At 30.6% G+C, this 17343-nt stretch carries 11 protein-coding genes; all 11 read right to left on the reverse strand.

The features are described 5' to 3' along the window. Positions 1–102: 102 nt before the first annotated feature. Complete coding sequence (locus tag I4V16_RS14350; RefSeq protein ID WP_195573033.1) at positions 103–5142, reverse strand: S8 family serine peptidase; 5040 nt, start codon at positions 5140–5142, stop codon at positions 103–105. Between the two features lie 372 nt (positions 5143–5514). Then, positions 5515–6459: a hypothetical protein gene (locus I4V16_RS14355; protein ID WP_099328868.1), complete on the reverse strand. Its 945-nt coding sequence runs from the start codon at positions 6457–6459 to the stop codon at positions 5515–5517. A gap of 17 nt (positions 6460–6476) precedes the next feature. Then, positions 6477–7184 (reverse strand): GNAT family N-acetyltransferase, encoded by a 708-nt coding sequence (locus I4V16_RS14360; RefSeq protein ID WP_161954472.1) that lies wholly within the window; start codon positions 7182–7184, stop codon positions 6477–6479. Between the two features lie 123 nt (positions 7185–7307). Continuing rightward, entirely contained in the window at positions 7308–7799 is a 492-nt protein-coding gene (locus tag I4V16_RS14365; RefSeq protein ID WP_304358510.1) for a VTT domain-containing protein, read from the reverse strand. Between the two features lie 58 nt (positions 7800–7857). Beyond that, positions 7858–8514 carry an HAD family phosphatase gene (locus I4V16_RS14370; RefSeq protein WP_049178488.1) on the reverse strand — a complete coding sequence of 219 codons (657 nt, stop codon included), beginning with the start codon at positions 8512–8514 and terminating at the stop codon, positions 7858–7860. 26 nt (positions 8515–8540) lie between these two features. Next, positions 8541–9642 (reverse strand): peptide chain release factor 2 gene (gene prfB / locus I4V16_RS14375; protein ID WP_099328870.1). Its coding sequence is split into 2 segments (ribosomal slippage): positions 8541–9563 and positions 9565–9642, totalling 1101 coding nucleotides; the frame shifts between segments, so codons are not numbered across the junction. 59 nt (positions 9643–9701) lie between these two features. Then, positions 9702–12227, reverse strand: coding sequence for a preprotein translocase subunit SecA (secA, locus tag I4V16_RS14380; RefSeq protein ID WP_049178486.1), 2526 nt, complete (start codon positions 12225–12227; stop codon positions 9702–9704). Positions 12228–12410: 183 nt separating this feature from the next. After that, the gene (gene raiA, locus I4V16_RS14385; RefSeq protein WP_049178485.1) at positions 12411–12953 is read right to left on the reverse strand and encodes a ribosome-associated translation inhibitor RaiA; all 543 of its coding nucleotides are present in this window, start codon (positions 12951–12953) and stop codon (positions 12411–12413) included. Between the two features lie 473 nt (positions 12954–13426). After that, a complete protein-coding gene (locus I4V16_RS14390) occupies positions 13427–14068 on the reverse strand; it encodes a ComF family protein (RefSeq protein ID WP_049178484.1) in 642 nt (213 codons plus the stop codon). Continuing rightward, complete coding sequence (locus I4V16_RS14395; protein ID WP_195542478.1) at positions 14050–15051, reverse strand: hypothetical protein; 1002 nt, start codon at positions 15049–15051, stop codon at positions 14050–14052. The genes I4V16_RS14390 and I4V16_RS14395 overlap by 19 nt, the downstream gene beginning before the upstream one ends. Before the next feature lie 13 nt (positions 15052–15064). After that, on the reverse strand, positions 15065–17287 hold the full coding sequence (locus I4V16_RS14400) for an ATP-dependent RecD-like DNA helicase (RefSeq protein ID WP_099328873.1): 2223 nt from the start codon (positions 17285–17287) through the stop codon (positions 15065–15067). Between the last annotated feature and the right edge of the window lie 56 nt (positions 17288–17343).

Here is a 17343-nt window from a genome sequence, read left to right on the forward strand (position 1 = left end):
AGTGCCTTCTTATCTTTTACCTCCTTACCTTTTTACCTAGTATCTTAACCCTGTACCTTCTATCGCTTTTCACAAAAAGAAACTGCCCTTAGGCAGTTTCCCTTATTTTGCATTTTTTCTTTTTTTAAGAACTACTACTGTTACTCCAGAGCATAGCATTAAAGCAACAAGTACTATTACCACTGTCATTGAATTACTGTCCCCAGTTTTTGATGGTGTTCCTTGAGTATTACTTGTAGTTCCACCATTATTATTTGTATCACCAGGTTTTATTGAATCTCCAGGCTTACCTGGATTCTCTGTATCTCCTCCACTAGGTGGTGTTATTACACCAGAATCTGAAATAATCTTAAAGTGTCTTGTAACAACTAAAGATTTATTTCCAGCCTTATCTGTAGCATAAGCCTCTAAAGTATATTCTCCTTCAGCTGTAATTTCCTCTCCACCATATGAATTTCCATTTAATAAAAGAGTAATTGTAGCTTCTTCATCATTACAAACAACATTAGGTATTACTGATTCTGTGAATTCTTGTCCTTCACCTATATTTGTAATGTTTACTTGTGGAGCTTCAGTATCTATCTTAACCTCAGCTAATGCAACTTCACTCACATTACCTGCATAATCAGTTACTCTTGCATATACCTTAGAAGATATACCTACTGAGAATTGTCCGTTATATTCAGTATAATTTTCTCCATCAAAACTGTATTCAATCTTATCAATTTGAATTTCATTAGAACTAATTGTTACATTAACAGGTTTATTAGTTAATTCTGTAGTGCTTAAGTTTATAGAAGGCTTTACTGGAGCTTCCTTATCTAAAATAACAGGAATATATTCAGCAACACTATTTCCCATCATATCAACAGCTTCAACTAATACATTATTAACACCTTGTTGTAATTTTATGTTCTTAGAGAACTCTCTTTGTAATTTATCTTCTCCCTCTACAAACATTTGATCTAAAGTTAATACTGCTTCACCATTTATATATAGGGAATATCCATGTAGATTATCTGTAACATTTCCTTTTAAAGTGAAATTTTCATTGTTAGTGTAAACTTTATTATCATCTCTAACATTTAAATCAAATGATACTGATGGTGCTTTTGAATCATAAAGAACTTTATAGTTCTTATTAACAATAACTTTTCCGTCCTTATCTTCCAAATAAACATTAATCCTATTTGTGCCTTGTTCTAGTTTTTGCTTAAATTCAAATGTTAAATCATTCTTTACAGTTACATCTTCTCCAGAAATCTTAAAGACTCCAGGTTTATTGCTTAACTTACCTTCAATTGTATAAAAATCATTTTCTGTTAATTGAGCTGAAATAATATTAAGTGCTTCTAAATTATAGAATTCAACTGATAAATTATTATCTTCACTATACCTAGAAATAACCATATCTTTATAAGATATATTTCCAGCTGCATCTGCTGCTATTATGGATATACCATTTAATCCATCTGTAAGGTTCACTTCTACGCTTCCTTTTCCATTTGCATCTAAGGATATAGGTTGTAAATCTTCACTATTAACTCCTAGGTATGCCTCAACATAATTCCCAGTAAACTCATTTATTTCAGAAACTGATACCTGAAGATTTATAGAATCTTCTGTAGTTGTATAGTAAGGTGATACAGTTCCTATATCAGGTGTAACAGAAAGAACTGGTGCAATAGTATCTAATAATACTAGTATACTTGTTCTAACTATAGTATTTCCGTCCCTATCTTCTGCATATAGACTTACTTCATTAACTCCCTCAACTACTGGCAATGGGTAATTAAATCTATTATTTTCTATTTCTACATCTTCACCATTTATCTTTAAAACTCCCACTGAATCATTAGCTAAACCAGTTACATTATACTTACCATCAGCTAACATATCTGCTGAAATAATCATGCCATTAGATATATTAGTAAATTTAACATCTGCATTTGTAACATTTGAGATAACCTTTTGATCTAATCCAAAATTACCTGCATTATCCATTGTAGCAACTACTATATCATTAGTAGTTTCAATTGCAAAAGGAATTATAGCATAGTAATTACCATTAGAATCTTTACTTATATTATCTTCAGATAATACAAGCATTTTATCTCCAATCATAACTACAAAGATATCACTTAATCCTGAGGCTTCATCATTAGACTTCCATTTTAAAACATAGTTAACACTATTATTATCACTTGCAATACTCTCAACTCCAAGAATATCTATTTCTGGAGCAACTGTATCTACCATAATTGGCATATCTAAGTTTTGAGGAGTTGCATTTGGTAAATCAACTTTATTAACTACTCTAATATAATAATTACCGTCTTCAGCATTTTCATATCTACCAGTATTCATATTATATAGTGTTCCATCCCAAGCTCCTTCACTAACTAGCTTAGGACCACTAGTTCCATTAATATATTCTTCAAGAATATTCTTCCTAACATTATTTTCTTTATATATTTCAGATAAAACATCTCCATTTTCATCTAAAACTTGAATCTTAAGTTCTTTAGAATTTCTAAGCATATATAAATATGGCATTACTTCATCTAAAGTACCATCATTATTAGGAGAGAAGGCCATCTTACTCTTATCAAATACTGTATATTGTCCATTATTAACTGCTCCAATATAAGATAAACTTTCACCAGAAACTCCAATTAAAGCTGTTTCTGCAGTAATACTAGAAGTTGATCCATCAGTGTATTCAGGATCATCTACTATTTTTTCAGCAGACCAATCTCCATAGAAGCCCATAAATGGCATTACTAAAGAAGGTGTATTTTCATTACCTACAAATTTTACAAATCCTTCAACAAACTTTTGTGCTGTAACAGCTGATGAAAGATTTAAAGTACAAGTTACTGTAGCAGTTCCATTAGCTGGTACTGTTACTGATGACTTATCAAAATTTATTGAAGCACCTTCAAGTTCAACTTCATGAATATATCCAGCTTGATCAGTTACCTCACTATATACCTTAACTTCTGGAATAGAATAAGTTATTTCTTCACTTCCATAATTCTTTAAAGTTAAGGTAAAGCTTGTGCTATTTCCAATTTCCTTTAAGGCTACAGATGCTTGTCCATCAGAATTAGTAACCATTACCTTGTTATTTATTGCATTTCTTATTTGTAAAAGCCCAGCTCCTTGTCTTCTTGGAGAATAAGGAGTTACTCCATTTCCATACTTGTCAGTCATAGGAACTGATGTATTCATTGCAGTATTCTTTGCAAATGTAACTAAATCTCTTTCTGATAGGTTTAATCCATTAGCTTTAATGCCTTGCATAATTAATGCTTGAGCACCTGAAGTGTGTGGTGCAGCCATAGATGTACCACTCATACTTTGATAATTATCATTATTTGCAAGAGAATAAATATCTCCACCTGGTGCAGTTATTTCAGGCTTAAATTCTAGGCTTGGTGTTGGACCCCATGAAGTAAATTGAGACATATCACCCTTATCTATATTTTCGCTTGATAATGCTCCACCTTGCTCAAACTTTATTGTACTATCCCCTGATGTTATTAGAGATCTTAGCCTTTCACCATCTGAATATCCTACACTAAATATAGGTTTATCAGCTATAACATTATCAACTGCCATAGAGATGGTTTCATTTCCACCATCTGCATGGTTATATATAATAACTGCCGAAGCACCTGCGTTTATAGCATTATTATATTTTTCTGTAAAGCTTATATCTCCTCTAATAATTAAAGCTATCTTACCATCTGCATTTGTACAGTCACTTTCGCTACCTATACCACAATAAACTAATTCATGGTTATTTGATAGAGAATCGTAATTAGATCCACTTACCTTTGAATATTGAACTTTTCCAGTAGCATTACCTGTTGTTGTGTAAGTTAATGCTGGCCCTATTGCTGATGTATTTTCCATGGATGCAACTGATAAAGCATCAGAAGCTGTTGATGGAGAACCTATTAAACCTGTATCAATAGTTCCAAATAAGTTATGAGGTTGTTCCCATGAGCTTGAACTTGTAGATACTTGTGCATTACCAGCTGATATTACACATAAAACGCCCTTATCTGTAGCATTCTTTATAGCCACTTCTTGTGGATCATCAGGATCACTAAAACCTGCATCTGATCCTAAGCTCATGTTAATTACATCTGCTCCTAATTTAACAGAGTCTTCAATAGCAGCAATTATATCATCATCATATGCTCCTTTTATTTCAGGATTATTAGAAAATACCTTCATTGCTAGAAGTTGTGCCTCTGGGGCAACCCCCTTAACACCCATTAATCCTTCTACCTCATCTGAAGATCCGTTGGCTCCCACGATTCCAGCTACATGCATACCATGTTCCCCTGCAGCTCCAACATCAATAATGTCATTATTTCCATCTGCATAGTTATATCCATATGGAACCTTATTGGTAAAGTACTTACCGTAATCAAATTGTTCAATAGCAGCATTCATATTACTTTGTGTTAACTTAACATCATTATTTGTAATCTTTAAGTCCTTATGCCTATAATCAATACCACTATCAATTATGGACACTACCATTCCTTCACCCTTATAACCTAATTCACTCCATACACTAGTAGCTCCTGTTATCTCATCTGCATATGCCATGGTTGGATAATATTTTCTAACCTCAGTTACAGACTTAACTTCTGATATGGCTCTAATTTTATTTATATTTTTTCTTGTAGTACTTATTGAGAAACCATTAACTAAATATCCAAAGCTTCTTTTCACCTTTGTTCCTGTTATTGCTTCTACCTTCTTTATCACACTTTGTTGAGCACCCTTAACTGTGTTTTCCTTAGTTTTCACATTAGAATTATAACCGTTAGATTCTGAAATAATAGCAGGTGAATCTTTTAGCTGAACTATAACTCTAATCTCCTCATTTTCGTCTAGCTTATTGCCATTCTCATCAAAGTCTTTTCCAAATTCACTTTGGCCTTTGCTATGCTCTGAAAGTTCTCCTTGTGATTCTTTCATCTGCTTTAATAACTCAGACTTAAGTTTTGATGCTAAATCTTCTTTAGCACTAATCTTAACTCCATTACCAAGAATCATAGTAGTTCCTAATGCAATAGCCGTAAGTAATGATAAGAACTTCTTGTTTTTCCCCCTCATAATTACCTCCCCATTAATAATATTTATATATATAAACATTACTTAAATTAAGTAATGATAATTTTTAATGATGAATAGCAATTACGCTAGTACATATTTATTTTTCTTTTCTATAATTATACTATTTTGCTTTATTTTACAATATATGTATTTTAAATCTATTAATAATTTAAGGTTATTTTTATATAAGCTATTACTTATCAAAGAATTTAATTACCAATTTATTAACAAAACAAAAAGGTAAAATAGATATTTATTTTGCTTGTTCCGTCGCAAGCTCCAAGTCACAGAAAAATAAATATCTATTCCCTTCATACTAAAGATAAGAAAAAGAGAGAAATTTAAAAACTTCTCTCTTTCTGATACTTAAACTTATATATAACTTTCTACTAATTCTTTATACTTTTCTCTAAGCTTAATAAGCTCTTCATTATTACTTTTCTCTTTTTCATATAATTCTTCTTTACATCTATCCAATTTATCTTTTACATTTCTCACGCTACCTAAAGATGAATCTATTTTGTTACTTACACTTATATCTGTAAATATATTATCAAAGAATACATCTACCAAATAACTTGATTCTATATTATTAAAATTTCCTGATATGCTTATCATGTTAATATCACTTAGCTCTTTTTCTAGCTTTGTTATAGCATAACCCAATCTCTCTATTTCTTTTTTAGCTGAGTTAACAGCATCATGTTTCATAATAGATGTAACAGCTCCTCCACCTAATACGTCCCATGTTGCCAACCCTGATGCATCATTAAGATATTTTAATGCAGAATTAACTGTAAAATCACAATTAATAGCTTCATCTATTGCTTCCTTTATCTCTATACCTTCTTTTACATATCTGTTTATTGAATCTTCTATTTCTTCAAGTTCTAACCTCTTATTTAAGTCTAGCCCCTTTAATAGCTCTGACTTTTCCTGAATAAGTTCATCATATCTTTCCTCATAATTACTAATAGATTCAATTCTACTTTTTGTAGTTTCTAAATCATTCTTTAACTCTTCAACAGTAACTCTATATTCTTCGTATCTTAACTTTGCCTCTAGATATTCTTGCTCTTCCTTGTACAACTTTTCTTCCCTAAAATTAAATATAGTACTTATTATATTAACAACTGATATTTTATTAAATTTCTCTACATCCTTAAATTCTTTATTCAGCTTTTCTTCTAACCTTTCTAAGACCTTATTATTTTTATAGTAAGTATCTTCTAAAGTAACTAATTTTTCTTCTAAGGTTTCCTTTAATAAAATATTATCCTTACATTCTCTCAGTTCTCTATTAATATCTTCAAACACTTATATTCCCCCTATAACTATTTAATTAACCAGTATACTTTATCTTCTGATATTTCATAACCTAATTTCTTCTGTAAATTTAAAGACTTAATGTTATCTTCTATAACTTGTCCATAAGCATAAGCTCCAGACTTTATTCTTTCGTTTGTAGCCACAGCCTGAAGTCTTAAAGCTATACCCCTTCCCCTATATTCAGGTAATACCTCAAGCATACCTATTGAGCCTTCTTTATGATAGCCAATAAAGCCACATAAATTTCCATCAATAAAAGCTCCATATACTGCATCATTTCTTATTCTATCTTCTACATACCCATCTAATACAGTTATAGATTTAGAATATACTTCACTAACTTTATAAGCATAATCTTCTGATAATAGCTTTATAGTAACCTCTGAATTTCCAATATCGATTGGTTTTTCTTTTGTATATATTACATTAAAACATACCATCTTCTCATAAAGCTTAAATCTATCTTCTAATAACCTAAAATCTAACTCTTTATGTCCAACTATCAACTCTGCATCTTTGGGAATCATATTAACTATATTTTTAGTTGTCTTTTCATCTAATGCATACATCATATAGGCTTTAGAGACCTTTTCATATATCAATATTCCTTTGGAAGATAAATAAAGAATCTTTGCGCTTCCTCTTCTAATAGGTTCTATCATATCTACTGTTAACATAAAATTCTTCATTAATAATTCTACTGCTTTTCTCATAATACCCTCTCCTATAAACATATTTTACCACAAAATATTAATATCTTTTATAAGCTTTTAATATAGGTGAATACAATGCAAATTTGTTAAATAAAAAAGAAGTCATCTCTTGATAACTTCCCTTTAACTTTTATTTCCTTTTTTAATAGTTAACCATAATAGAATTAAAGCAATTATAGTAATTATAAGTTTAATGCTACCCTCATTTGCATTTATGAATTCATGACTTACTAAAGCCTCTAAGGCTATTGAAGGTATCTTTCCTAAAAAAGTTGTTACAACAAATATAAATGAATTTACACTGCTTAATGCTGCTCCTAAAGTTATAAATCCTGAAGGAATAAATGGTATTAATCTTCCTTCAAAAATAAGAACACCAGCTTTCCAACCTTTACTCTTTACTAAATTATCAACTAACCTATACTTTCCTAATATAGAGGTAATACTTTTTTTTAAACCTAATCTATAAACTTTAAAGCTTATATATCCCCCTATACTTTCACCAAGTAAGGATATTATAAATCCCCAAATTGGTCCAAAAAATATAATATTAGCTCCAGTTACAAATATGGATGGAACTACTCCTAGTAAAGCAATTATAACACTAATTATTATAGATATAAAAATTGCAAATTCTCTATATTGTCCTAAAATCTCTAATACACTATCAATACTAAACATTTTCTAATATATCAATTACATCTAATAAGCTTTCACATATCCTATATGATTTAGATTTCATATTTTCATCTGGTTCTTTCATATCTGGAATATTTACTCCTAACATTCCTGCACTATAAGCTGCTTCTATCCCAGCACCTGAATCTTCTAAAACCATACACTCTTTTGGTTCTACTCCTAGCTTTTCTGCCGCTTTTAAGAATATCTCTGGGTCTGGCTTAGAATTTACAACTTCATCACCACAGATAACATAATCTGCTTTTTCTAATACACCGCCTAATTTAAGTAAATGCTCTGCTCTATCTCTTGAGGTAGAGGTAGCAACAGCAACCTTATAACCATTCTTCTTAAGATAATCTAAAAGTTCATGAATTCCTCTTTTTAGTGGTATACCATCTTTTTCAATAGCATTCATTTGATGCTTTATCTTTTTCTCATATAAGCTTTCTAGCGGAAAATCTTCACCGAATTTTTCTATCATAAGTTTTCCAAATCCCTTAAGATTTCTTCCAATTAAAGTACAGTAGAAATTTCTATCCATCTCATATCCTATTTCTGCACAAATATCTCTCCATGCATTAAATGATAGTCTTTCTGTATCAAAAATAAGACCATCCATATCAAATATTACACCATTCACCCTTCTCATATATAGCCTCCTTAGTTTATCTGAGTTTATTTATTACTTGAAAGATATGAATTTATAAATAAATCAATATCTCCATCCATTACTCCGTTAACATTAGATGTTTCCACATTAGTTCTATGATCTTTAACCATGCTATAAGGATGGAATACATAAGATCTTATTTGACTTCCCCATCCCATATCCTTTAAATCTCCAGTTAAGTCTTCTATCTTTTCTTTATGTGCTCTTTCTTTTAACTCTATTAACTTTGCTTTTAACATAGCCATAGCAGTATCTCTATTAGCAAATTGACTTCTTTCATTTTGGCATTGTACAACTATTCCAGTTGGAATGTGAGTTATTCTTACCGCTGATTCTGTTTTATTAACGTGTTGCCCACCTGCTCCACCTGATCTATAAGTATCTATCTTTAAGTCATCCGACTTTATATCAATATCCTGTTCTTTTGTAAGCTCTGGTAATACTTCAAGTGAAGCAAATGATGTTTGTCTCTTACCATTAGCATTAAAAGGAGATATTCTTACAAGTCTATGAACGCCTTTTTCAGCTTTTAAATATCCATAAGCATTCTCACCCTTAACTCTTAGGGTAACGCTCTTTATACCAGCTTCATCACCTTCTAATAAGTCTAAAGTTTCAACCTTATACCCTTTCTTTTCACACCATCTTGTATACATTCTAAGAAGCATTTCAGTCCAATCATTGGCATCTGAACCTCCTACTCCTGCATGTAAAGTTAAGATAGCATCATTACCATCATATTCTCCTGATAATAATATCTCTATTTTATATTGATAAAGTTCCTTTTCCAATTCCCTTACTTCAGAGATTATTTCTTGTGCTGACTCTTCATCATCCTCTTCCATAAGCTCATAAAGAACCTCTATATCCTCAACTCTTCTTACAAAATCATTATGTTTAGAAACTTTATTTTTAATTCTTTTACTTTCTTTTGTAACTTCTTCTGCCCTTTTTATATCATCCCAAAATCCACTTTCCTGCATTTGAAGTTCTAATTCTTTTAATTGTTTTTCTAAAGCTTCCTTGTCAAAGTGAAGCCCCCATTTCCTTTATAGTCTCTTTTAAGCTAGGAACCTTACTCATTTCCTTTTCTAGCTCAAGTATCATATAATCATCTCCTTCACTATTAAAAAGGCTAACCATCAAATGGTTAGCCTATACATATTCTATGCTTCTCTTCCACAGCAGTTCTTATACTTTTTACCACTACCACATGGACATGGTTCATTTCTGCCAATTTCCATTTTCTTTCTTACAGGCTCTCTCTTTGTTGACTTTGAATCCCCATCAGCTCCTGCATGAACAGCTGAAGTTTCCTTAGCTACTCTTTCTCTTTCTGGAGCCTTTTCCATTTGAACATGGAAGATATATTTAACTGTATCAGTTTTGATTCCTTGAATCATTTCATCAAACATTTGACTACCTTCCATTTGGTAAGCTTGAACAGGGTCTTGTTGCTTAAATGCTCTTAATCCCATACCTTGCTTTAAGTGGTCCATGTTATCAATATGATTCATCCACTTTGAATCAACTGTTCTAAGAAGAATTACTCTTTCAATCTCTCTCATCTTTTCAGAACCAAATTCTTCTTCTTTTCCATTGTAAATTTCAGTTGCTATATTCTTATACTTTTCAATGATTTCATCATTAGTAATCTTCATTAATTCTTCAACAGTTACTCTGTTATCTGGAACGCATATATCATCTAAATATGCTATAAGCTTCTTCATTTCAACTTCAACATCGTCACCCTCAACACCATTTAAGTGGCTTAATACAGCATTTGAGATAACATCTGAAGTCATATTTAGAATTTGATCCTTTAAGTCTTCACCTTCTAGAACTTGTGCTCTTTGCTTGTAGATAACTTCTCTTTGCATATTCATAACATCATCATATCCTAATAATGTTTTTCTTATGTTAAAGTTATTACCTTCAACCTTCTTTTGAGCATTTTCTATTTGCTTTGTAATTATCTTATTTTCTATAGCATCATCTTCTTCTAATCCTATCTTATCAACAACTGCTTGAATCTTATCAGAACCAAAGATTCTCATTAAGTCATCATCTAATGATATATAGAATGTAGAAGAACCTGGATCTCCTTGTCTTCCTGAACGTCCTCTTAATTGGTTATCAATTCTTCTAGACTCATGTCTTGCAGTACCAATGATCTTAAGACCACCAACTTCAACTACACCTTCTCCAAGCTTAATATCAGTACCTCTACCAGCCATGTTAGTAGCTATAGTTACCATTCCTAACTCACCTGCATGAGATATGATTTCTGCTTCTTGTTCATGATACTTAGCATTTAATACTTGGTGAGGAATTCCTCTCTTCTTAAGTATCTTTGATAATTCTTCTGACTTCTCAATACTTACAGTACCAACAAGAATTGGTTGACCTGTCTTATGAGTTTCTATGATATCCTCAACTATTGCATTAAACTTACCTTTTTCATTTTTAAATACAAGGTCTGCATTATCAACTCTTTGTACTGGTCTATGTGTTGGAACAACTATAACGTCAAGTCCATAAATTTCTCTAAATTCATTTTCTTCTGTTAAAGCTGTACCTGTCATACCTGATAATTTATTATACATTCTAAAGTAGTTTTGGAATGTAATTGTAGCTAAAGTCTTAGATTCTCTTGCAATCTTAACTCCTTCTTTAGCTTCAATAGCTTGATGAAGACCATCTGAGTATCTTCTACCTTCCATAAGTCTTCCTGTAAACTCATCAACTATGATAACTTCTCCATCCTTAACCATGTAGTCCTTATCTCTTCTCATAGAGTAGTTAGCTTTTAAGGCTTGAGTTACATAGTGTTGAAGAGCCATATTATCAGCATCAGCATAGTTATCTAGCTTAAATGCTCTTTCTGCCTTTTCTACACCTGCATCAGTTAACATAACTGCATTAGCTTCTTCATCTATTGTATAATCTTCTTCTTCTCTTAAAGTCTTTACAAAGTAATCTGCTACTTTATAGAATTCAGTTGATTTTTCACCTGCTCCTGAAATTATAAGTGGTGTTCTAGCTTCATCGATAAGAATAGAGTCAACCTCGTCCACTATACAGAAGTTAAGCTGTCTTTGTACTCTTTCTTCTTTGTAAATAACCATGTTATCTCTTAAGTAGTCAAAACCAAATTCATTATTTGTTCCGTAAGTAATATCAGAACCATATGCCTCTCTTCTTTGGTCATTTGTAAGTTCATGAACAATAACACCTGTAGTTAAACCTAAGAAGTTGTAGATTTGTCCCATCCACTCCATATCTCTTTTTGCAAGATAATCATTAACTGTTATTATGTGAACTCCGTTTCCAGATAACGCATTTAAATATGCAGGTAAGGTAGCAACTAATGTTTTACCTTCACCAGTTTTCATTTCTGCAATTCTTCCTTGGTGAAGTACAATTCCTCCAATAAGTTGCTCTCTATAATGCTTCATTTGAAGAACTCTCCAAGATGCCTCTCTAACAGTTGCAAAAGCCTCTACTAGTATATCATCAAGAGTTTCTCCATTTGCTAATCTCTCTTTAAATTCAACAGTTTTATTCTTTAATTCTTCATCTGTTAACTTAGACATTGACCCATCTAACGCTTCAATCTTATCAACGATAGGTTTTATTCTATTAACTTCTCTTTCACTATATGACTTAAATAATCCTCCAAAAAGTCCCATAATTTCATCCTTTCAACTATTTATTAATAACGTTACTATATAATTTCATATTCTAATTTCTATATTTATAAATTATACCATTGTAACTTATATATATACAACAATTATAACTATTTATTAACATAAATGCAAAAACTCCATAGAGCTTTGGATTTCTCCTTAACCCTATGGAGTCTACACTCTTTATTTATATTCTGGTTCTATCAAACCATAATTTCCATCTTTTCTTTTATAAACAACACTTACGTTATTTGTATCAGCATCTTGATATACAAAGAAGCTATGTCCTAGTAATTCCATTTGTAGTACTGCTTCATCTGCAGACATTGGTTTTACATTAAAAGATTTAGTCTTTACAATTCTTGAAGTATCCTCATCAGCATCCTCGTTCTTAAATTCTAATGAATTGAACTCTGGATACCTTAATGACCCTGAATTATTCTTTCTAGAAAGCTTGGTTCTTTGTTTTCTTATTTGTCTTACAAGCTTTTCTTCTACAAGGTCAATTGACTTATACATGTCGTCTGTAACTTCTTCTCCTCTTAGAATAACCCCATTAAAAGGAATTGTTACTTCTATTCTTTGTCTATTCTTTTGTACACTTAATGTAGCTCTTGCTTCTACATCCGGTCCAAAGTACTTCTCCAGTTTAGAGATCTTTCTTTCCACCATTTCCTTTAATGAAGGTGTTAACTCAATATTTTTTGCTATTACTGTAACTTTCATAAGCCCAGCCCCTCTCATAATTATTATGATTCTTTAGACCTTTATTAAGTTGTTTTTTATTATACTTTAATTTTACATAACTTCTGAAATCTTAACAACTTTTAATTTTCAGAATATTCTTTTACTTTATTCATACTACTTCAACTATCTTAATATTCCTCTTTTTTTTGCAAAATATGTATACATTTTATCATTTGACATAATTATTAATACTATATTTTCCTAGACATAAAAAAAAGAGCAGTGTTTACACTACTCTTGTTAAGCTAGCTGACCTGGTCTTTGCCCCCACACTCGCCTACTGGAGATTTCGCTACCCAGAATTACCCTCTCACTACTAACCCTCTCAATTAAAATTGGTAGGACTTACTTCTATACCGCACCATGCTCATCAAAACTTTGTTTGAGTTACGTGGATCGTTTTGCCTGCGACTAGCCTCGACTTTCAACCACAGACCTAGCTTACATTAATATTATACATACGATTTTGCCATAGTCAACAATTTTATTTGAACAACCCCTGCCTCTTTTAATACTCGCTCTGCTTCATGAAGGGTTGCACCTGTTGTAATTACATCATCTAGTATTATAAATTTCTTTCCTTTTACTTCTTCTTTATTAATAATTTCAAATACACCTTTTATATTTTTTAATCGCTCTTCTCTTTTTAAAGTCTTCTGTATTTTGCTATCTTTCACCCTTTTTAAGGTATTTAATATGGTAAAATTATTTCTTAACCCTAATTCCTTAGCTAAATACTCACATTGGTTAAAACCTCTCATCTTAAGGCTTTCTTTTCCTATAGGAATATATGTTATTATATAATCCTTTTCTATAAAATTAACCAATCTTTCCTCAACTAGCTTAATAAGTTCTTCTCCTGCATCAAATCTTCCCTTAAATTTAAATTTTAATATTAATTCCTTTAATGCACCTTTATAATATCCAAGACAAAGCTCCCCACTATCACAATATGTAATTGAAGATTTACATTTATGACATAACCCATAGGTATCCTCTTCTCCACACACTATACACTTACTATCCCTTGGATATATTATTTCTAATAAACTTCTTTTTATTATTGATAAAACCTTTATAATCCTTTTTCCCATAACATCTTATTAAAATCTCTAGATACATCCCTAACCCTATCTATAGTATTAGTTACTTCATTTGCTACAAATAACATTTCTGAAGTTTTACTTAATGTTTTTGATATTTGACCACATATATACATAAGTTGTTTATAACTATACTCATCACTGTCTGCAAATAGTACTATAGCATCTCCAATGTTAGTTTCCTCTAAAGATATCTCCTTAAAATCTGTTATTATAAATGTTGCCTTATCTTTTACTTTTAAAACATTTATCTTATTATTTTTATCTTTGTATACTTTTTTTATTTGAACCTTATTTAATTTAAGCTTATTTGAATAATATTCATATACATTTTCTAAAGCTTCACTATTAGGGACATATATGACTAAATTTCTTTTATTATCCTTAAACCATTTTATATAATCATATAAAATATATGGAATATCCTTATTTAAATCAATTCTAGTATTTATAACTCTAGGTTCTATAAATGGCTTTTTAGTAACTATAGGAGTACATTCTATTTTATCTCCTAGCATAGTTACCTCTTCTAAAGAATACACTATTATTCTTTCTGACTTGCTAATTATAAAGTTATACATATCTCTTAACTTTCTATTGTCTATAGTAGAAAAATTTGATATATCATCTAAAATAACTAAATCGTATTTTCCTTCTATATCCTTTATATGTTTATACTTTACAAAATTAATATCACATTCTCCAAGACCACTTTCTAATTTACAATAAGTCATATGTTTATACTTATTACTTAATCCATCTAATAGTTTCTTTTCTTGATACCCTTCATCTGATATATATAAAACTTTCTTTCTCATGGAAATAAAATAACTTACTATATCTATAAAAATTGTATTTGTATTAAAAGGACATGTACTTATGGATAAAGTTTTTATACCACTTTTATACCAACTATATATTCTTCTAGAAACATCTAATATCTCTTCTGATATATTTTTATTAAATATAACCATATTACCCTCTCTTTTATTCTATTACATCACTATTAAGTAAATCTTTTATTCTATTCTCTAATGATGAATATCTCTCAGTACTATTAGTGTTTGCAACCATATATTGAAGTGCCCTTGGATATCCAACCACCGTTACTAGTTCCTTTGCTCTGGTTATTCCAGTATATATTAAGTTTCTATTCATTAAAAAAGGTGATCCCATAAATGATGGAATAATTACAACCTTAAATTCACTTCCTTGACTTTTATGTATTGTAATTGCATAAGCCAATTCTAATTCATCAATATTTTCAGCATCGTATATCACCTTTTTTTCATCATCAAATATTACTGTAATACTTCCTCTTTCATTATCAATACTTTGAATGAATCCCATATCTCCATTAAATACACCTTCACCGTCAAGGTCTCCCTTGCCACTTATAGAAGTCCACTTTATTGAGTAATTATTCTTAGTTTGCATAACCTTATCCCCTTCTCTAAGAATAAGATTCTTTATCTTTTTCTCTTTTTTGTCCTTTGAGGGTGGATTTAATATTTCTTGTATTTTTTCATTCAAATTTATTATTCCTAAAACTCCTTTTTTCATAGGACTTAAAACTTGAATATCTCTTCTTTTATCCCATGATTTATTGAAGTTTGGTAATCTCCTATTAACTAAATCTAAAGTAACAGAAAGAATATTATCTACATTTTCTTCCTTTAAAAAATAAAAATCTTTATTCTTTTGATTTAAATATGGCATCTCCCCATTATTTATTCTATGTGCATTAGTGATAATTAAACTCTCTGCTCCCTGTCTAAATATTTCTTTTAATCTAACTACCTTTATTAATCCACTATTTATTAAATCTTTTAGCACATTTCCAGGCCCTACCGATGGTAATTGATCCACGTCTCCTACTATAATAAGCCTTGTTCCAACTCTTATGGATTTTAATAAACTGTGCATTAAGAATATATCTATCATAGAAGCTTCATCTATTATTACTACATCTCCATCTAATGGTTCATCTGATTCATCATCTAAAGGTGTATCATCATCCCCAGCCCCTATATCTAATAATCTATGTATTGTTTTTGCTTCTCTTCCAGTTGATTCAGTCATTCTCTTAGCTGCCCTTCCTGTTGGGGCTGCTAAAAGCACTTTCATTCCCTCATTTTCATAAATTTCAATTATGCTTTTTATAATTGTTGTTTTACCTGTTCCTGGTCCTCCAGTTATTATCTCTATTCCATCAGTAAAAGCCCCCATAATAGCTTCCTTCTGAGAGCCTGCAAAGTTAATGCCACTTTTCTTTTCAAACAAAGAAATCTCAAATTCTATATCTGTATTTATAGTTTGGTAATTTTGAATTGATAACCTTGCTATTCTTTCTGTTATACCTAATTCACTATAATAAAATATAGGTATAAATACACATTCCATCTCATTTATTTTTTGTACTATTAGCTTTTTCTCTAAAAATGCATTATATATATTTCCTTCTATTAGTTCTTCCTTAACCAATAAAAGTTCTTTAGTTTCTTCTATAACCTTATCCTTAGGCATATATGTATTTCCAGCAGCACAGAATCTATTTATTACAAAGTCTATTCCACTCTTTATTCTAGAATCAGACTCCCTATTGATTCCTATCATTGACCCAATTCTATCCGCCGTAGCAAAACCTATTCCCTTTATTTCTCTGCAAAGAATATAAGGGTCCTTCTGAACAATATCTTTAGCATTAGGTCCAAATCTTTTATATATTTTTAAACACTGCCCATGGGTTATTCCAAAACCTTGAAAATATATCATTATATCCTTTAAATCATGTTGTTCTAAATATGATTCATAGATAATATTAAATTTCTTTTCTCCAATACCATCAATCTCTTTTATTCTTTCAATATTATTATCTAGCACATCCATGGCCTCTTCACCAAAGTGGTCTATGATTTTCTTTGCGGTAACAGGACCAATTCCTCTAATTATTCCAGATGATAAATACTTCTCTAAACCATCTATTGTAGTTGGCATAATCTCTTCACATTTACTAATGCTAAACTGCTTACCAAATTGTTTATGCATTATCCAAGTACCAGTTAACTTTACATGTTGCCCTTCTCTTAAGTAAGGAATTGTTCCTACAGCTGTTATAGGCTTATTATCTATATTAATTTTAGATACTACATATCCTGTATCATCACTTTTAAAAAGTATTACTTCAACAAAGCCTTCTAAGACTTCCATATTATCTCTCCATATCCAATAAACTTATTTTTATTCTTGACTATATATATTATAAT

The sequence above is a fragment of the Clostridium sp. 1001283B150210_160208_E6 genome, from assembly GCF_015669365.1.
Taxonomy (GTDB): Bacteria; Bacillota; Clostridia; order Clostridiales; family Clostridiaceae; genus Clostridium; species Clostridium paraputrificum.